General features: G+C 49.8%; 13 protein-coding genes and 1 other annotated feature. Of the genes, 10 read left to right on the top strand and 3 right to left on the bottom strand.

Annotation, left to right across the window (positions count from 1 at the left end):
* The first annotated feature begins 18 nt into the window (after nucleotides 1-18).
* A complete protein-coding gene (locus KTH89_RS10480; protein WP_238721595.1) occupies nucleotides 19-753 on the top strand; it encodes an ABC transporter ATP-binding protein in 735 nt (244 codons plus the stop codon).
* Nucleotides 746-1,453 (top strand): ABC transporter permease, encoded by a 708-nt coding sequence (locus KTH89_RS10475; RefSeq protein WP_238721593.1) that lies wholly within the window; start codon nucleotides 746-748, stop codon nucleotides 1,451-1,453. Before KTH89_RS10480 ends, KTH89_RS10475 begins: the two co-directional genes overlap by 8 nt.
* Nucleotides 1,454-1,708: 255 nt before the next feature.
* Here KTH89_RS10475 and KTH89_RS10470 read toward each other — a convergent pair whose 3' ends face one another.
* The 3 genes from KTH89_RS10470 to KTH89_RS10460 form a co-directional block, all read right to left on the bottom strand.
* A complete protein-coding gene (locus KTH89_RS10470) occupies nucleotides 1,709-2,458 on the bottom strand; it encodes a 5-formyltetrahydrofolate cyclo-ligase (protein ID WP_158342655.1) in 750 nt (249 codons plus the stop codon).
* A 217-nt stretch (nucleotides 2,459-2,675) separates the two neighbouring features.
* Entirely contained in the window at nucleotides 2,676-4,106 is a 1,431-nt protein-coding gene (locus tag KTH89_RS10465; RefSeq protein WP_158342654.1) for a sodium:solute symporter family transporter, read from the bottom strand.
* 598 nt (nucleotides 4,107-4,704) lie between these two features.
* Entirely contained in the window at nucleotides 4,705-5,571 is an 867-nt protein-coding gene (locus tag KTH89_RS10460) for an AraC family transcriptional regulator (protein ID WP_238721592.1), read from the bottom strand.
* Between the two features lie 295 nt (nucleotides 5,572-5,866).
* Here KTH89_RS10460 and KTH89_RS10455 point away from each other — a divergent pair, with 295 nt between their 5' ends.
* From KTH89_RS10455 to nifJ, 8 genes are all read left to right on the top strand, one after another.
* Nucleotides 5,867-8,125: an ATP-binding cassette domain-containing protein gene (locus KTH89_RS10455; RefSeq protein WP_238721591.1), complete on the top strand. Its 2,259-nt coding sequence runs from the start codon at nucleotides 5,867-5,869 to the stop codon at nucleotides 8,123-8,125.
* A 158-nt stretch (nucleotides 8,126-8,283) separates the two neighbouring features.
* Nucleotides 8,284-9,045: a GntR family transcriptional regulator gene (locus tag KTH89_RS10450; RefSeq protein ID WP_158343260.1), complete on the top strand. Its 762-nt coding sequence runs from the start codon at nucleotides 8,284-8,286 to the stop codon at nucleotides 9,043-9,045.
* Nucleotides 9,046-9,253: 208 nt separating this feature from the next.
* On the top strand, nucleotides 9,254-10,426 hold the full coding sequence (locus tag KTH89_RS10445) for an aminotransferase class I/II-fold pyridoxal phosphate-dependent enzyme (RefSeq protein WP_238721589.1): 1,173 nt from the start codon (nucleotides 9,254-9,256) through the stop codon (nucleotides 10,424-10,426).
* A gap of 23 nt (nucleotides 10,427-10,449) precedes the next feature.
* Nucleotides 10,450-11,547, top strand: a complete 1,098-nt coding sequence (locus tag KTH89_RS10440; protein ID WP_238721588.1) for an iron-containing alcohol dehydrogenase family protein — start codon at nucleotides 10,450-10,452, stop codon at nucleotides 11,545-11,547.
* A 120-nt stretch (nucleotides 11,548-11,667) separates the two neighbouring features.
* Nucleotides 11,668-11,924 (top strand) — a binding site (T-box leader).
* A 138-nt stretch (nucleotides 11,925-12,062) separates the two neighbouring features.
* Complete coding sequence (locus KTH89_RS10435; protein WP_238721586.1) at nucleotides 12,063-13,205, top strand: ABC transporter substrate-binding protein; 1,143 nt, start codon at nucleotides 12,063-12,065, stop codon at nucleotides 13,203-13,205.
* Between the two features lie 55 nt (nucleotides 13,206-13,260).
* Nucleotides 13,261-14,142 (top strand): ABC transporter permease, encoded by an 882-nt coding sequence (locus KTH89_RS10430; protein ID WP_158343252.1) that lies wholly within the window; start codon nucleotides 13,261-13,263, stop codon nucleotides 14,140-14,142.
* Nucleotides 14,135-14,908, top strand: a complete 774-nt coding sequence (locus tag KTH89_RS10425; protein WP_238721584.1) for an ABC transporter ATP-binding protein — start codon at nucleotides 14,135-14,137, stop codon at nucleotides 14,906-14,908. The genes KTH89_RS10430 and KTH89_RS10425 overlap by 8 nt, the downstream gene beginning before the upstream one ends.
* 543 nt (nucleotides 14,909-15,451) lie before the next feature.
* A complete protein-coding gene (nifJ, locus tag KTH89_RS10420; RefSeq protein WP_238721583.1) occupies nucleotides 15,452-18,973 on the top strand; it encodes a pyruvate:ferredoxin (flavodoxin) oxidoreductase in 3,522 nt (1,173 codons plus the stop codon).
* Nucleotides 18,974-19,021: the final 48 nt, after the last annotated feature.

Raw genomic sequence — 19,021 nt, 5'->3', positions numbered from 1 at the left:
TATGAAAGGAGAAAACAAATGGACACAGACTTGGCAGTAAACGTAATACATCTTTTTAAAACCTTTGAAGGGAAAGAGGTTATCCAGGATTGTTCGATGTCAGTGGAAAGAGGGACTATTTATGGATTTTTGGGAAAGAACGGAGCCGGGAAGACCACCGTATTTAAAATTCTCTTAGGATTATTAAAACCCACAATGGGGCAAGCCGTCGTTTTAGGAATGGATAGCGTGAAAAACAATCTCGATATTTTGAGACGGACAGGCAGCTTAATTGAAACCCTTATTTTCTATGAACATCTGTCCGCCGCCGAAAATCTGCAAATTCACCTGGACTACATGGGAATCAAAAATGCCGATATTAACGGTACGCTTGAACAGGTCGGCTTGCCGAATATGGGAACGCAGGCGGTCTCAACATTTTCTCTCGGTATGCGTCAGCGGTTAGGAATAGCCCGCGCGTTAGTACATAAGCCGGAGCTTTTGATTTTAGATGAACCGATTAACGGACTTGACCCTGTTGGGATTAAAGAAATGCGGGAACTGTTCTGCAATCTTGTGCAAGAACGGAGCATTACCATCTTGCTGTCTAGCCACATCCTTACGGAAATGGAGCATATGGCTAACCGGATCGGTGTGATTGCCGACGGTACCGTGGTACAGGAAATTGATCCGAAGGAAATAAAAAGGAAATATCCAAACGGCATGGAAGATTATTTTATGGCAATCGCCAATGGAGGTAAAGAAAATGAATAAACGAATAGCCCTTGAATTAAAACGAAACAGCCTGCGCTCCTACCATGCTGCTGCTCTGATAAGCGCAGCCGGCTTACTCGCGCTTTTATATCTTTTTGCTGTAATGCCGAGGTTAGACCAGGCGGAAACCGGCATGGATATGTTCCTGTCATATCGCGGTCTTGTGGGACTCACCAATATCATAGGCATGGCCATATTCGCAGTTCTTTCCTCTGTCATGTCCGCAAGGTTTATTGTGGAAGAATATGCCGGGAAACGGGCTGTTTTGTTGTTTTCTTATCCGGTCTCCCGCCGCAGTATTTTTTTCACTAAATTAGGAATGGTATTTTCTTATACGGCTGCCGCCATGTTTTTGTGCGGCACAATCGTATATGGTATTTTTTATACCACGGAAGCCATACGCCCGATTTGCGCAGATGAAATAAGCGCCGCAATCATTATCTATAGTTTTTTATCGCTTATTTGTTATTCCCTGCTGGCCGGAATCCTGGGTGTCATCGCTTTGTGGTTTGGGTTTGGAAAGCGTTCTGTTACGGTGACGATTGTAGCGGCGGTGATTATCGCGGTCATCTCGTGTCAGATTATGGCTGTGACAATGACCTCATTAGTCGGCGTTATCGTTTTACTTGTGGCCGGAGGAATAGCTGCGGTTATCGCGATTAAAAATCTCATAGATCAGGTCGAAAAAATGGAGGTATAATAGCCGGAAGACAGTTCATGAAAAGAATTTCGCTTGCGAAACCATCCGCCTGCGGCGGGTAAGCGGCAGCTTCCTTCCGCCGCAGTGCGATTCCCCGGAGCTTTTTTATTCCATAGGCGCACTTGCCTATGAAATGAAAATAGGCGTGGATGGTCAAACGATCATCCACGCCATTCTAGCACTTTTCTTGTATGGATAAATAACGGAGCCGGCGCGCCGGGGGGGGAGACCGGCGCGGCAGCGGCCGGCTCGCAGTTATTTACAGAAGTTATCGCACCAGATCTCCTGGAGCGGAGGGATCTGCTCCAACATGTGGGGTGCCAGCATACTCCAGATAACACCGCGTGTGGGTTTCGGAAACTCATTTCTGGTTTTTATTACGCGGGTGGGAGTGATGATGTAATCGATGGCGGTGTCGTAAGGCTGAACTTCCACATCTACGTCCACCACCTGGCAGTCATGGCCCACTACGGTAACCGGGGTATTGATATCTACGACACCGATGGTGTAGAACATGGCCCACTCGAGATCGAAGTAACCGTGGCCTTTACCGAAACGGATTCCGCTGGGGGTAATCGCGGATGCGCCGGTGACCATCAGATCTATTTTGCCGATCTCTTCTTTGATTTTTTTCAGGGTCATGTGCTTCCAATATCTTTGTACTCCGTCCAAGGTGGAGGCGAAGTCTTCTTTTCCTTCCGGAATCCATTCGGGACGGATCAGGAAGACGCCTCTGGTAATTCCATAGTTGGTCATGAGAATGATTTTTTTGTCGCGGATGGCCCGCTCGCGGAAACATTCCAGATTGTTATCGGGGGTAATGAAAATTACTTTCGCATTTTTGTAAAAATCCTGCTGGCAGAGCAGATCGGCGCATTTGTCGCTGCCCTCGTAGTCGGTGATGAATTCAGCGAAGTTCCAGCTGAAACGGGAATCCGGGCGTGCGACCTTTCTTAACTCTTCCCAGATCATAATGCGCGCTTGTTTTGCATCCATTTTAGACATACTGTTATCCTCCTTTATGCTTCAAAATTTCACTAAAATATTTAAATGATCATTTCCGGTATTTGCTTTCTGCTGGCGTTTGCTTTAAATGTCCTTGTTTTTCAGGTCCTTGATAAATGCCCAGATCTGAAATACAAACACGCCAAAAAGGGAAACAAGTGACAGATAAATGATAATATCAAAAAATACACTGGAATAATGCATCCGGTTTTCCTCCTTATTCCTTCATATTGGTGATCTTGGTTTTCAGAAGCTCATAATCAAAATTCTTTTTGCCCACGAAATGTCCGATCAGGACAGTAACGGTGGAGACCGCCAGAGCGGAGAAGAAGCTTACCAGGCTGTTTCCCATGATAAACATAGGCAGGCCCGCGATGATTCCCAGTATCGTGGCGATGGCCGCGATGGTGCCGGATATGCGCGGAGAGTACAGGCCGACGATTACGGGCACGACCGCTGCGGATGCTAACAGGTCGGCCATCAGAAGCAGGAAGAGAATCGAAGGCGCAAAGTAGGCAATCGCCATCCCCAGGATTCCCAGGATAATCGCGCCGATTCTGGCGGTGAGTACGGATTTTTTCGGGTCCATGTTCGGACGGATAGATTTTACTATATCCAGGGAGAAAATGGAAGAAAAACCGCTCAGGGCATCCCCGCCTGTCGAGGAAGCGCCCAGCATAATAACAAGCACGAACAGGGTGCAGACCCATTGCGGTACGCTGGCGTTGATGACTAAGGCTCCTACGACGGAGGTATGGGGAACATCGATCTGCATAGCCACCGCAGCCAGTCCAAAGAACGCCGCAATGATCGTCATCGGAAATACCATTATGGCGGCTGCCAGCAGGGAATTGCGGATAACTTTATGACTCTTGGCGGAATAGATCCGCTGCCATAAGGTCTGATTTAACAGCTCCGCGGCACAGACCGCGATAATGATCATGATAGCGAACTGAACGCCTGCGGGGGAGAAGATCTCGAGAAATTCCGGCTGCTTCTGCATAATGGTGTCAAAGACCGGTGCGGCTCCGCCAAAGTGAATCAGGGCGAAGATGGCCGGCAGGATCAGGAACGGGGTAATCAGGATGGACTGCAGGCCGTTGGAGAATATGGCCGCGCTGACCCCGCCCCGGGTGGCAAAGTATATGGTCGGTACGCCTACTACCAGCACGCTGATCAGCATGGGTACGCCGCCGACATATTTAAAAGCCAGGGCCGCGCCGGTCAGGTTGGATACAAACAGGATAAACATATATACCGTAGTGGTGACCAGGGTTACGACATACATGAAATTGCCATAACGTACTTTGGTATATTCGCCGATGGTATGGCCCTCCGGAATCCGTTCCCGGATACGTTTGGAGACCGGGATAAAGATTATGTATGCCAGTGAGATCGCTAAGGCGTAGCCGATCATTGCGGTAAAACCGGTGGTGTAGGCCGCTTCCGCGGGGGAGAAAAGAAGACCGGTGCCGACCGCGTATGCGACAAAGGTAGCCACCATAAGCGCGGTGGATACATTGCGGCCTGCGGTAAAAAAGTGCTCGTCTTTTTTCATTTTCATTTTGCTGTACTTTGTGGATAGCAGTGCGATCGCAACCCCTACAATGATGCTTAGCACTACCAATAGAACTCCATAGCCAGACATGTCATCGCCTCCTCATAATCCTCATAAAAGTAAAGGTATCAAAATAGGTACTAAAATCATACCTTGAGTATAGCATGAGTGTAAATGTGTGTCAATTATTACTGAGGCCGGTTTTTTATATTTTGCTTTTTTAGGGGGGCGGGATGAGAGCGAAGCGGAAATAGGATTGGCTGGGACGGACCGTGGCGGTATCCGGGGATGCTTCGGGCGGTGGTGGGCTTTTGTATCTCCCCGGGGCGCGGAGGGCTTGCGCTGGCCTCCGCTAAGTGGAATCGGAAAGCCTGGTTCAGGAACCGAGCCTATTCACCAGGAACACGTGATGTGTTCCCGGTTCAGAGGCTCTTGCCCGTCGGACGTGAAGTCCGCCGTGCATCCTGAACCCGGCTTTCCGATTCCGCTAAGCGGAGGCTCAGCCGCCCTATGCGCCCCGGGGAGATACAAAAGCCCACCACCGCCCGAAGCATCCCCGGATACCGCCACAGTCCGTCCCAGCCAATCCTATTTCCGCTTCGCTCTCATCCCTTGTTTGCATAAGGCCGGGAGGTAGAGGTAAGGATGGGGAGGTTACATAGGAAGGCTGCGCAGGAGTATTCGGAGGTTATTTTATTGGTATATGGATTTTTACTTCATTGGCCGGATCGTTATAGGATATGATTTCATGTTCGTATATTTCGAAGTCTTCCCGGTTGTCCAGTTCTTCTTTGGAGGTTGGCAGCCATGTTCCATAGATATATTGGTAGGTTTTGTTTAGGTTTGTCAAGGAGCCTTGGTGTGTGAATATGGCGTATTTTCCTGGGGGTATGGTTTTTTCAACCAGAGGCGGAAGCGGAGGAAGCGTGTTTGCTAAAGCTGGAATGCCTACTATGACGGAATAGATTACGTCGCCGTCTTGGGTGTAAGTGGCCTGCAGCGTTTCGCATATGCTGTAGCCGGGGGTGGTTGCGGGAGATAGGTTTTTTTTGAGAGATTGGAATTGTTCCCATAATTGAGGGAGACGGTTGTCGGAAAGTGAGGTTATTCCCCGGAGGCCGGTAATTTTCGTTTCCGGCAGGATACGAATATCGGGGGAGTGGGTGATGTTATTCGCTATGTGGTTTACATCATCGGGGGTTAGGCCTGCTTTTGCGTTTGTGACCAGGTCAAGCCCTGCCTTTCGGTAATCGCTCGGGCTGCTGCCGAATACGGCTTTAAAGGCTCTGCTGAACGCTTCAGGGGATTCAAAGCCGCTTTCCAGCGCAATGTCAATGATACGCTGGTCGGAATGGAGGAGCTTTTTCGATGCGTTGTACAGCCTGCGCCGGTTGATGTAATGGCCGGCTGATTCTCCTAATATGGAAGTAAAAAGCCGCGTCATGTGATAGTAGGAGTAGCCGGTTTCTTTTGCTACATCGCTTAAGTTAATGTTTTGGTTGAGATGATTTTCTATGTAGTCTACTGCTTTTTTTAAGGGAGATATTTGCTGCACATTAGCACCTCGCTTTCCTATAGTGTTTTGGATGGTTATTCGGTTTTTGCTTTTTTGTTTATGCTGTTTGATTATACCATAGGTATTTGAGGGACGATAGGAAAAATCCGCAAAAAGTATCATGCCGGGGTAATTAGCTTTTGGTATGATGTCAGGTGGAACGGTTGTGTTGTGTTTGAATGACGGGGATAAAAGAAACGGTTATGTTTGGAAGGTATAATAGGTAAAATGTAAGATGGGAATGATAGGACAAGAAAATTATTGATAGAATAATTATAGGGAGAATGGTTGGAAGATGAGAAATATTTATGTGCAGGGGCTTACCCAGAATAATTTGAAAAATGTATCATTTAACATACCAAAAGAAAAGATTACGGTGTTTACCGGGGTGTCTGGATCGGGGAAGTCCAGTATTGTGTTTGATACCATAGCCGCTGAGGCCCAGCGGCAGATGAACGCCACTTATCCGCCGTTTGTGCGGTCCAGACTGCCGAAGTATCCCAAACCGGCGGTGGAGCGGATTGAGAATCTGACGGCCGCCGTCGTGGTGGATCAATCCCCTCTGGGCGGGAATGCCCGTTCTACCGTGGGAACTATCAGCGGGCTGTATTCCAGCCTGCGGCTGCTTTTTTCCAGAATCGGACGGCCTTATGCGGGAACGGCGTCCTTCTTCTCCTTCAATGATCCGAATGGGATGTGCAAGACCTGTTCCGGACTTGGAAGAATCACAAAAGTAGATGTGGAGGCCATCATAGACCTTAATAAGTCCTGGAATGAGGGTTGCGTGAGGGATTCCTTATATCGTCCCGGGTCCTGGTATTGGAAGCAATATGCAAAGTCCGGTCTGTTCGACCTGGATAAGCCGGTAAAGGAGTATTCCGATGAGGAATATAATCTTCTATTATATGGCTCCCGCGACGGCAAGGGAGAACCGGAGAATCCAAAAGTGACCGGTTTGTTTCATAAATATACGAAAACGCTGCTAAATCGGGATATCAGTGGTAAAAGCAAGCATACACAAGAGAAAGCGGTCAATTTAACGGCCGAGATGGAATGTGGTGATTGCCATGGGCAGAGGTTGAACGAAGCGGCTCTGAATTGTAAAATAGACGGTTACTCCATCGCTGATATGTGCGGTATGGAGCTGACACGGCTGCGCGCTGTGCTGGCGCGGATCTCGGACCCGACGGTGGGGGTGTTGGTGCAGACGATTATTGAGGGGCTGGACAGGATGATCGAAATCGGTTTGCCGTATCTTCATCTGAACCGGGAAACACCGTCCCTGTCCGGCGGGGAGGCCCAGCGTCTGAAGCTGGTCCGATACATGGGCAGCAGCCTGAGCGGTTTGACTTATATTTTTGACGAGCCAAGTGCCGGGATGCACCCGCGGGACGTCTATCGTATGAACAATCTGCTCAGGCAGCTTCGGGACAAGGGGAATACCGTCCTGGTGGTGGAGCATGACAGGGACGTTATATCGATTGCGGATTATGTGATCGATGTGGGCCCCCGGGCCGGACAGGATGGCGGGGAGATTGTGTTTGCAGGCAGCTATCAGGATTTACGAAAGTCCGGCACCTTGACGGGAAAAGCCATGCTTCAGTCTCTGCCGGTAAAGCAGACTCCCCGCAGGCCGGTAGGCAGCCTGCCGGTTAGGAATGCCTGTCTTCACAACTTAAAGCATATTGATGTGGATATTCCGTTGGGCGTTATGACCGTTGTAACCGGCGTGGCCGGTTCCGGAAAGAGCACCCTGATTTCCCGGGTATTTGCCAGCCAGTACGAAAAAGATATTGTGATGGTGGATCAAGGTCCCATCACGGCGACCAGCCGCTCCACACCGGCATCTTACCTGGGCTTTTTTGATGAGATCCGGAAGTTGCTGGCACAGGAAAACAATCAGTCGGAAAGCTTGTTCAGCTTCAATTCCACAGGGGCTTGCCCGGTGTGCGGCGGCAAAGGAGTCATCGTAACCGAGCTTGCTTATATGGACCCGATTGTCACGGAATGCGAGGCGTGCAACGGACTGAGGTATAACCAGGAAGCGCTGGCCTGCACCTACAAAGGGAAAAATATCGTCGAACTGCTGGGCATGACGGCTTCACAGGCCATGGAGGTATTTAAAGATTCCAGAATCAGGAAACACCTGAAGAAGATGGAACAGGTGGGGCTTTCCTATTTGACGCTGGGACAGCCTCTTAGCACCCTGTCCGGCGGTGAACGCCAGAGAATCAAGCTGGCGAAAAAACTGGGGAAAAAGGGTGGCATCATTGTGATGGATGAGCCCACCACCGGCCTGCATATGTCTGATATTCAGTATCTGCTGAAGCTGTTTGACCTGATTGTATCCCAGGGAAATACTTTGGTGGTGATCGAACATAACCTTGATGTAATAAAACAAGCGGACTGGGTGATCGACATCGGCCCGGACGGCGGAAACAACGGCGGTGAAGTGGTATTTGTCGGAACGCCGGCACAGATGGTACGCAGCGCAGACACGTTGACGGCAGACAGCCTGCGGGCTTCGTGTGAATATATTGACGGAAGATGGTAAGACCTGCGCGTACAGTAAGATATGTACAGTAAGATACGTACGGTTAGGCGCGTACAGTAAGGGGGGATAGCGCGCATAAGGCTGACGGCGCACTTGTGGCGGCATCGAAAAAGTGGTAGAATACCAGAAAGGAAGTAAGCCGGAGGTATCAGATACTTATGCAACAGTCACCCTTAGCCCCATTGACAAAGAAAACTTTAAGCGATATCGCAAGGGAATCCTTAAGCGCATATATCGGGCAGATGTTAAACGCAGGCCAGACCAAGCTGCCATCCGAAGTGGAGCTGGCCAGAATCCTTTCTGTAAGCAGGACAACCATCCGCAGGGCGCTGACGGATCTGGAAGGCAAGGGAACGATCATGAGGATTCATGGCAAAGGAACCTTCATTAATCCGAACCTGAACCAGATGAAGCTGGACCTCTATACCGGACATGACTATTACAAACTGATCCGGAAAAGCGGATTTGAACCGGGCGTGAAGGTGCTGTCCAGGAACGTGCAGGAGGCGTCCCCGCTTCAGTGTTCGGATCTGGGACTGGAGGAAGACGATCAGATCCTGGCCCTTAACAAGGTCTATTACGCGGATGGGAAGCCTTGTCTTCTGTGCATCAACTATTTTCCCCAGACCTTATATGACTGGGACACTCTCAGTGATGATGTGCTGGGGGCTTTCCCCTTTGATTTAATCCAGGAATATGCCGGTATCCGCTGTGTGAGGGATTCTACAGAAATCACCACCGCAGGCGGCAATGAAGTGATGGCCTATACCATGGGAGAAGACCTGCTGCAGTGCGACTCGCTGCTGATTTTAGATTCGGTCTACTATGATAATAACAATACTCCCGTATTCTTGAGCAAAACTTATTTTAATACGGATTATATCAAATTTACCATGATCCGCGCCATCGAACAGAAATAAAAAGAGCAAAGGGGACATGTCCATTTCGGTTTGGGACATGTCCATTTCAGTTTGGGACATGTCTATTTCAGTCAATAAGTCCATTTCAGTATATCCATTTCAGTATTGTTTCCGGTAAAATTTAGGAGTATACTATATCCGGTGTCCCTTGCGCCCCTTGTGCGGCAAAGGACGCTGCCAAACGGAAATACGCAGGAGGATATAAGAAATGAATATACAGTTCGCATCCCGGCTGACTGATTTTGGTGAAGGGATATTCAGTATTTTAAATGTGGAAAAAGAAAAGCTGATCCAGGCAGGTAAAAAAGTATATAATCTGTCCGTAGGGACACCGGATTTTCAGCCGGCGCCCCATGTAATGCAGGCCGTGGCGGAAGCCGCGCTGCGTCCCGACAGTTATAAATATTCTCTGACCGATCTGCCGGAACTTCTGGAGGCGGTAAAGGCCCATTATAAAAGAAGGTTTGACGTGGAGATTGAAACCGGTGAGATCATGTCCGTCTATGGATCCCAGGAGGGAATCACCCATATTGGCCTGGCTCTGTGCAATCCGGGAGACGTGGTGCTGGTGCCGAATCCCGGCTATCCCATTTTCAAGATCGGACCGTCCCTGGCGGGATGTAAAACGGTGGAGTATCCTTTGAGCGCGGAGCATGATTTCCTGCCGGATCTGGATGCGATTCCGGAAGAGACGGCCCGGGCCGCCCGGTTCATGATCGTTTCCTACCCGGCGAACCCGATCTGCGCGGTGGCCCCGGAGGAATTTTACGAAAAACTGATCGCCTTTGCCAGAAAATATCAGGTGGTGATCCTGCATGACAACGCATATTCCGATATCATCTATGATGAAAAGGAAGGCAGGTCTTTTCTGGGATTTCCGGGGGCAAAAGAGGTGGGAGTGGAATTCTATTCCCTGTCAAAATCGTATAACCTGACGGGAGCCCGCATTTCATTTGTGGTAGGAAATGCCCGGATCGTGCAGGCTTTTAAGACGATTCGCTCCCAATTCGACTACGGCATCTTTTACCCGGTCCAATACGCGGCCATCGCCGCTTTGAACGGTCCCCAGGATGCGGTGAAAGAGCAGTGCAGGGAATATGAGGCCAGGAGGGATGCTCTGTGCAGCGGCCTGCGGAACATTGGCTGGGAAGTTCCCGACAGCCGGGGGTCTATGTTCGTCTGGGCTCCGCTGCCTGCCGGCTATACGAACGCCAATGATTTTGTCATGGAATTAATGGAAAAAACAGGCGTTCTGTGCACTCCGGGCAGCAGCTTCGGCTCGCTGGGAGAGGGGTATGTGCGGCTGGCCCTGGTGCTGCCGCCGGATGAATTAAGAGAAGCGGTCAAATCCATTGAAGAGAGCGGTATGATACATAAATGAAAAAGTAGAGGAGGTAAATAGTTATGAAATTTTATATGCCCACGAAGCTGTATCTGGAAGAGGATTGCGTCTACCGGCACCGGAAGGAATTGGCGGCGTTAGGCAGTCACGCGCTTCTGGTCACCGGGCGGCATTCCGCCAGGGTCAACGGCGCTTATGACGATGTGGTAAAGAGTCTGGAAGACCAGGGAGTAAGCTACAGCCTGTTCGACGAGATCGAAGAGAATCCGTCGGTGGAGACCGTTGCCCGTGCGGCTGCCTTCGGCCGGGAACAGAAAGCGGACTTTGTGATCGGTATCGGCGGCGGTTCCCCGATGGATGCGGCGAAAGCGATCGCATTGCTGATGAACCATCCGGAAGAAGAGCCTTCTGTACTCTACGAGAAGAAAGAATTGGAGGCATTGCCTGTGGCAGCGGTCCCCACCACGGCAGGCACCGGTTCCGAAGTGACTCCTTATGCGATCTTGACCCTTCATGAACTGCAGACGAAGAAGAGTATGAGCCACCATGTATTCCCGGTTCTTTCGCTGGCTGACGCCAAATACCTGTCATTTGCAGGCAGGGAGCTGCTTATAAATACTGCAGTGGACACGCTGGCTCACTTGATCGAAAGCCATCTGAACAAAAATACTACGGAATACAGCCGGCTCTTCAGCTCACAGGGATTAAAACTCTGGGGAGAAATAAAGGAGGCGCTGTCGGCCGGTGAATTGAGCGGCGGACAGTATGAAAAACTCATGCGTACGTCCACCCTTGGCGGAATGGCCATCAGCCATACCGGTACTTCATTCCCCCACGGGATGAGTTATTATCTGACGTATAACATGGGTGTACCCCACGGAAAAGCGGTTGGAATCTTCCTCCCTGCGTTTCTGGAACTGTATGGGACAAAAGAACCGGATGAGGTGCGTCAGGTTTTGGAATATCTGGATTTTGATGAAATCGGTACATTCCGGAAATACATCCGGCAGGTCTTAGGAACCATCAAAGTGACCGAAGAGCAGATCACGTCTTATACGGACGGGATGATGGCCAATACGGCGAAACTGGCCAACTTCCCCTATCCGGTTACCAAAGAGCAGATGCGGAATTTGTTTGAAACATCCCTGGCTGTCCAATAAAGGTATAATCGTGCCGGAAAAGAAACCGGGGAAAGTATCAGGAAAGATCAGGAAAGAAATCAGGAACAAAGTCTTGACATTTGCATATATTTGTATTAATCTATGAAACAAGATAAATAGTTGAAACCGTTGAGAAAGAGTAGTAGGTCTAATGACAAGATCACAGAGAGCCGCAGGTGGTGGGATTGCGGTATGGCGTATCAGACTGAATGGACTTTCGAGGGCAGACCGAAATTAGCAGGTGCGAAGAGTAGGCTCTGACGGGAACCGGGCCCGTTATCCATTCCGGCATGTATCAGAAGTACATGAACAAAGTGGACTGTACAGTCAATTTGAGTGGTACCGCGATAATTAATCCGTTAATTACCGTCTCAAGCATTTGCTTGGGGCGGTTTTTTTATTACATTGAAAAGAGTTCCTATGGAATAAAAAACTTCGGTTATTTAAAAAAAGAAGAACGCTCCGGGCATGGAACATGAAAAAGTACACAACAGGTATAAGAGGAGGAAGTTATTATGAAAAAGAAAATGTTAGCGGTTATTTTAAGTATGACAATGGCAGCGGCCTTATTAGGCGGCTGTGGCAATGAACAAAAAGAATCATCGGCGGCGAAAGAACCGGCGGCAACCGAACAGCCGGCGCCCCAGGCAGACGATCCCCAGGCGGCAAAGGAGCCGGAAGAAGCCGGAGATAACGCGTCTTCCGAAGAAAATAAACCGGCCAGCGGACTGGTGGAAGGAGATTTTACGATCGGCATTTCCCAATTCGCGCAGCATGGTTCCCTGGACAACTGCCGGGAAGGTTTCCTCACCGGCCTGGCCGAGGAAGGCTTCATTGAGGGGGAAAACCTGACTGTGGAATATCAAAACGCGGAAGCCGATATGGGAATTGTGAATCAGATTCCCCAGGGCTTTGTCTCCAATAAAGTGGACCTGATCTGCGCCATAGCTACACCGGCGGCCCAGAGCGCTTACAACGCGGCGATGAATTCCGGGATTCCGGTAATCTATACCGCAGTGAATGACCCGGTTGGAGCGGAGCTTGCTAAGGAAGACGGAATGCCCGTGGGAGAAGTGACCGGAACCAGCGATAAACTTCCTGTGGATGCACAGCTTAAGATGATCCGGGAACTGCTTCCCGATGCGAAAAAGATCGGTATCATGTACACGACCAGTGAAGTGAACAGTGAATCCACCATCGCGGAATATGAAGCGGCGGTAGGACAGTACGGATTCGAGCTTGTAACCACCGGCATCAACACTACGGCGGATGCCCCGCTGGCTGCCGATAATCTGCTGTCCAAGGTGGACTGTCTGAATAACCTTACGGATAATACGGTGGTAAGCGCCCTGCCTACGATTCTGGATAAAGCCAATACTCAGAAAATACCGGTATTCGGCAGCGAAGTGGAACAGGTAAAAATAGGCTGTCTGGCTTCCGAAGGCATCGACTATTACCAGCTTGGAATCAAAACCGGTAAGATGGCGGCCCAGGTATTAAAGGGAGAAAAGAAAGCAAGCGAGATCAAGATGGAGACCATCACCGGAAGCGAACTGTATCTGAACACCAAAGTGGCGGATGATCTTGGAATCTCTCTTCCGGACGACGTAAAGAGCCGGGCTTCGGAAACCTTTACAGAAATCCAGATGGCAGAATAATTAACGCAATGGAGCGGATGCGCTCTTATCAGTGTTTTTCATGGAGGAAAAGGGTATGGGCATCATCTTAGGTGTTTTGGAACAGGGGCTGATCTTTGGAATTATGGCCCTCGGCGTATATATCACATATAAAATTCTGGATTTTCCGGATCTGACGGTTGACGGAAGTTTTCCGCTGGGAGCGGCGATGAGTGCCCTGTTGATTACACATGGCGTGAATCCCTATCTGACCCTGCTGATCTCTTTTGCGGCAGGAGTCCTGGCCGGTATCTGTACGGGACTGATTCATGTAAAATTAAAGGTCCGTGACCTGCTGTCCGGAATTATCATGATGACCGCGCTATATACCATCAATATGGTAGTCGCCGGCAAAGCCAATGTTCCCTTGTTCAGCAAGGAAACGATCTTTGATAATTCGTTTATAAACAACATTTTTACCGGAGAAATGGCAAACTTCAAAACATTGATCATCGTCCTGATTCTGGCCTTGGCCTGCAAGTTTTTGCTGGACGCCTACTTAAAGACAAAGTCCGGTTTCCTCCTAAGGGCGGCCGGTGACAATGATGTACTGGTCACCTCCCTGGCAAAGGATAAGGGCCTGGTTAAAATCGTCGGTCTGGCGATTGCCAACGGGCTCGTAGCATTGGGCGGAAGTGTCATGGCACAGCAGCAGCGCTATTTTGACATATCCATGGGAACCGGAACCATCGTCATTGGTCTGGCCAGCGTGATCATCGGCATCAGCCTGCTGCGCGGACTGACCTTCCTTCGGTCCACCACCACAGTCCTGATCGGCTCCATCCTTTATAAGGCATGCGTGGCCATCGCACTGGCGAAATTCCCGCCGACCTATATGAAACTGATTACCGCCGTCCTTTTCCTGATCATTCTGGTGATCAGCATGCAGCTTAAAAAGAAGGTGAAGACCAATGATTGAATTAAAACAGATTCATAAATACTACAATCCCGGCACCATCAATGAAATGTGTCTGTTTGACAATTTCGATCTCACGGTCCGGGACGGTGAATTCGTCTCTGTGGTGGGCAGCAACGGTTCCGGAAAAACCTCCCTTCTCAACATCATCTGCGGGAGCATCCGCATAGAGCGCGGCCAGATCCTCATGAACGGCCGTGATATCACCAGAGAAAAAGAATACAAGCGCATGAGCCACATCGGCCGTGTCTATCAGAACCCCGCTATGGGCACCTGTCCGACCATGACGATCCTGGAAAATATGTCCCTGGCCGACAACAAAGGGAAACTGTATCTCCTGGGAAAAGGCACGGACAAAAAACGAAAAGAATACTACCGGGATCAGCTTAGCCTGCTGAATCTGGGCCTGGAAGACAAACTGGACGTAAAAGTGGGCTCCCTTTCCGGGGGACAGCGCCAGGCCATGGCACTTCTGATGTCCACCATGACACCCATTGAATTCCTGATCCTCGACGAACACACCGCCGCCTTAGATCCCAAGACCGCCGATACGATCATGGAACTGACCGACAAGATCGTCAAGGAAAAGAACCTGACCACTATCATGGTCACCCATAACTTAAGGTTTGCCGTGGACTACGGGAACCGGCTGTTAATGATGCACCAGGGAGCGAGCGTGCTGGATAAAAGCGGTTCGGAGAAAGACCGTACCCAGGTCGACGAAATCCTGAAGCTGTTCAACGAAATCAGTATTGAATGCGGAAACTAATAAAAATCCGTTTATCCAAATTAATAAAATTCCTACCCAATATAACTGCAAACCACCTCAAAAAGCACCAGGCAGGTTTTGACAGGGCGGGACGGAGCGGGCGTGCTGAGAGCTGGAAAGCCGGGGCGTCAGGCCGGAGAAACGGTATCGGGGGACGGCTGCTTTGAGGAAGATGCTTAGATATACTTGCGGACGGGCGAAAAGAAATCCCGGTTTTCGGAGCCTGTTTGAGCCCGCCAGGGCGAGTTGGCGGAGAAAACTGTAATAAGGCTTCTTTTCGCCCGTCCGCTCGTATATCTTAGCATCTTCCGAAGGCAGCCGTCCCCCGATACCGTTTCTCCGGCCTGACGCCCCGGCTTTCCAGCTCTCAGCACGCCCGCTCCGTCCCACCCTGTCAAAACCGTCCCTCGAGATTGTATCACAAAAAAAACAATGCGAATCCCCCCGTTAACCCTTTACATTGCGGTACTTCTGATTTAAAATAGGAACGGAGACAATTTATATATACAATAGAAAGAAAAACCATAAGGAGGATTTATTACAATGGGAAGAAAAATGAAAACCATGGATGGCAACACTGCCGCAGCACATGTCTCTTATGCGTTCACCGACGTTGCAGCCATCTACCCCATCACCCCGTCCTCGCCCATGGCAGAACATACTGATGAATGGGCAGTACAGGGAAGAAAGAACATCTTCGGACAAGAAGTAAAAGTTGCAGAGATGCAGTCTGAAGGAGGCGCAGCAGGTGCCGTACACGGATCTCTTCAGGCAGGCGCATTGACGACTACATATACAGCTTCTCAAGGTTTGCTTTTAATGATCCCGAACATGTACAAGATCGCCGGTGAATTACTGCCCTGCGTCTTCCATGTATCCGCTAGAGCATTGGCAAGCCATGCTTTATCGATCTTCGGCGACCATTCTGACGTTTATGCATGCCGTCAGACCGGTTTCGCGATGCTTTGCTCCAGCTCCGTTCAGGAAGTTATGGACCTGGGCGCTGTTGCTCATCTGGCTTCTATTGAAGGCCGGGTTCCCTTTATCCATTTCTTCGACGGTTTCAGAACTTCTCATGAGATCCAGAAGATTGAGATGTGGGATTATGAAGATCTGAAGGAAATGGTGGACATGGATGCGGTTGATGCATACCGTGCCCGTGCGCTGAATCCGGAACATCCGGTGCTGCGCGGCTCCGCTCAGAACCCTGACATCTTCTTCCAGGCAAGAGAAGCATGTAACGAATACTATGACAGAATGCCTGCCATCGTAGAGAAATACATGGACAAGGTAAACGAGAAGATCGGAACGGACTACAAACTGTTCAACTACCACGGCGCTGCCGATGCAGAGCATGTGATTATTTCCATGGGATCTGTCAATGATACCATTGAAGAGACCATTGATTACCTGGTAAGCAAGGGTGAAAAAGTTGGCGTGTTAAAGGTTCGTCTGTACAGACCTTTCAGCGTAAGCCATTTCATCGACGCTCTTCCTGAGACCGTTAAATTCATCAGCGTATTAGACAGAACCAAAGAGCCCGGAGCACTTGGCGAGCCTCTGCACCTGGACGTTGTAGCTGCTTTAAAAGGCACGAAATTCGACGGCGTTAAGGTTGTTGGCGGACGTTACGGACTTGGTTCCAAAGATACGACCCCTGGCGATATCATCGCTGTATTTAATAACAAAGACAAAGACAGATTTACCGTTGGTATCAACGATGATGTAACGCATCTGTCCTTAGAGCGTACCGAGAACCCGGTTACCACTCCGGAAGGAACTGTAAACTGTAAGTTCTGGGGTCTGGGAGCAGACGGTACGGTTGGAGCGAACAAGAACTCCATCAAGATCATTGGTGACCATACGGATATGTATGCACAGGCATACTTTGACTATGACTCCAAGAAATCCGGCGGCGTAACCATGTCCCACCTGCGTTTCGGTAAGAAACCGATTAAGTCCACCTACTTAATCCATCAGGCAGACTTCGTTGCATGCCACAATCCTTCTTATGTAAGAAAATATAACATGGTTCAGGAGTTAAAGGACGGCGGAAGCTTCCTGTTAAACTGCAGCTGGACTCCGGAAGAGATCGAGCAGCATCTGCCCGGACAGGCAAAACGCTATATGGCGGAGCACAATATCAAAATGTATACCATCGACGGTATCAAGATTGGTAAAGAGATCGGCCTCGGCGGAAGAATCAACACCGTACTTCAGGCAGCATTCTTCAAACTGGCGAACATTATCCCGGTTGACGACGCTGTAAAATATATGAAAGATGCGGCTACGGCTACCTATGGAAGAAAAGGCGAGGCCATCGTTAAGATGAACCACGACGCTATCGACAGAGGTATTATGGACGTAGTGGAAGTTCCGGTAAAACCGGAGTGGAAAGACTGCGAAGACGAATATCTGGGCATGAAAGCTACCAAGGGCTTAAAAGATGTTGTTGATTTCGTTAACAATATCCAGATCCCGGTTAATGCTCAGGAAGGAAACAATCTCCCTGTATCCGCGTTCGTAGATATGGCTGACGGTACATTCCCTCAGGGAACCGCTGCTTACGAAAAACGTGGTATCGCGGTAGATGTTCCGGAATGGAATCCGGAAAATTGTATCCAGTGTAACTTCTGTTCTTATGTTTGCCCGCATGCAGTTATCCGTCCGGTTGCTATGACCGCAGAAGAAGCTGCAAATGCACCGGAAGGAACCAAGACGCTTCCGATGACCGGTGTGGCGGATATGAAGTTTGCTATGACCGTTACCGTACTGGATTGTACCGGATGCGGAGCCTGCGCAAATGTATGTCCCGGCAAGAAGGGCGAGAAAGCCTTAGTAATGAAGCCGTTAGACAGCCAGCTCAAAGAGCAGGAAGTTTACGATTATGCACGGGAACTGGATACCAAGCCCGCGGTTGCAGAGAAATTCAAAGAGCACACCGTAAAAGGAAGCCAGTTCAAACAGCCGCTGCTTGAGTTCTCCGGAGCCTGCGCAGGCTGTGGTGAGACACCGTACGCAAAACTGGCTACCCAGCTGTTCGGTGACAGAATGTATATCTCCAATGCGACCGGCTGCTCCTCTATCTGGGGTGGTTCCGAACCTTCCACACCTTATACGGTTAACAAAGAAGGACACGGACCCGCATGGGCGAACTCCCTGTTCGAGGATAACGCTGAGTTTGGTTATGGTATGTTCTTAGGCCAGAAGACCTTACGCGACCGCTTAAAAGGCAAACTGGAAGCTCTGGCTGAGACTACGGACAAGGCAGAAGTAAAAGAAGCAGTTGCAAACTATGTCGAGACCTACAACAGCGGCGCTACCAACGGCAAAGCTACCACCGATCTGGTTGGCGCGTTGGAAGCATGCGGATGCGACGCTGCCAAAGAGATCCTGAAAGGAAAACAGTATCTCTCCAAGAAATCCCAGTGGATTCTCGGTGGAGACGGCTGGGCATATGATATCGGCTTCGGCGGACTGGATCACGTACTGGCTTGCGGACAGGATGTAAACGTACTGGTATTCGATACCGAAGTTTACTCCAACACCGGCGGACAGTCCTCCAAATCCACACCTACCGGCGCAACCGCTCAGTTCGCGGCAGGCGGTAAAGATGTGAAGAAGAAAGACCTGGCAGCTATCGCTATGAGCTACGGCTATGTATATGTAGCGCAGATCGCCATGGGTTCCGATATGAATCAGTGTATCAAGGCATTCGTAGAAGCTGAAAGCTACAACGGACCTTCCCTGATCATTGCTTACGCGCCTTGTATCAATCACGGCGTCAAGGGCGGCTTAAAGAACGCTCAGGCAGAAGAGAAGAGAGCGGTGGAAGCTGGTTACTGGCATAACTTCCGCTTCGATCCGAGACGTACGGAAGAAGGCAAGAATCCGTTCCAGTTAGATAGCAAAGAGCCGAAGGCTGACTATCAGGAATTCATTCAGAGCGAGGTACGTTACAGCGCACTGATGCGCCAGAATCCGGAAAGAGCAAAAGATCTTTTCGCAAAAGCGGAAAAATCTGCAAAAGAGAAGTATGCTCATCTGGTAAAATTGGCAGAATAGTAAATAGGGGCGGGGAATAAGTTTAACTTCCCCGCCTGTTTCCTTTTC

It is taken from the genome of Diplocloster agilis (assembly GCF_019042275.1).
GTDB lineage: Bacteria > Bacillota > Clostridia > Lachnospirales > Lachnospiraceae > Diplocloster > Diplocloster agilis.
This window is presented reverse-complemented; position numbering and strand designations above follow the sequence as displayed.

What these genes read in the sequence shown, in the direction of transcription:
- KTH89_RS10480 (WP_238721595.1), top strand. Translation starts at nt 19, where the DNA reads ATGGACACAGACTTGGCAGTAAACGTAATACATCTTTTTAAAACCTTT.
- KTH89_RS10475 (WP_238721593.1), top strand. Translation starts at nt 746, where the DNA reads ATGAATAAACGAATAGCCCTTGAATTAAAACGAAACAGCCTGCGCTCC.
- KTH89_RS10470 (WP_158342655.1), bottom strand. Translation starts at nt 2,458, where the DNA reads ATGTCTAAAATGGATGCAAAACAAGCGCGCATTATGATCTGGGAAGAG.
- KTH89_RS10465 (WP_158342654.1), bottom strand. Translation starts at nt 4,106, where the DNA reads ATGTCTGGCTATGGAGTTCTATTGGTAGTGCTAAGCATCATTGTAGGG.
- KTH89_RS10455 (WP_238721591.1), top strand. Translation starts at nt 5,867, where the DNA reads ATGAGAAATATTTATGTGCAGGGGCTTACCCAGAATAATTTGAAAAAT.
- KTH89_RS10450 (WP_158343260.1), top strand. Translation starts at nt 8,284, where the DNA reads ATGCAACAGTCACCCTTAGCCCCATTGACAAAGAAAACTTTAAGCGAT.
- KTH89_RS10445 (WP_238721589.1), top strand. Translation starts at nt 9,254, where the DNA reads ATGAATATACAGTTCGCATCCCGGCTGACTGATTTTGGTGAAGGGATA.
- KTH89_RS10440 (WP_238721588.1), top strand. Translation starts at nt 10,450, where the DNA reads ATGAAATTTTATATGCCCACGAAGCTGTATCTGGAAGAGGATTGCGTC.
- KTH89_RS10435 (WP_238721586.1), top strand. Translation starts at nt 12,063, where the DNA reads ATGAAAAAGAAAATGTTAGCGGTTATTTTAAGTATGACAATGGCAGCG.
- KTH89_RS10430 (WP_158343252.1), top strand. Translation starts at nt 13,261, where the DNA reads ATGGGCATCATCTTAGGTGTTTTGGAACAGGGGCTGATCTTTGGAATT.
- KTH89_RS10425 (WP_238721584.1), top strand. Translation starts at nt 14,135, where the DNA reads ATGATTGAATTAAAACAGATTCATAAATACTACAATCCCGGCACCATC.
- nifJ (WP_238721583.1), top strand. Translation starts at nt 15,452, where the DNA reads ATGGGAAGAAAAATGAAAACCATGGATGGCAACACTGCCGCAGCACAT.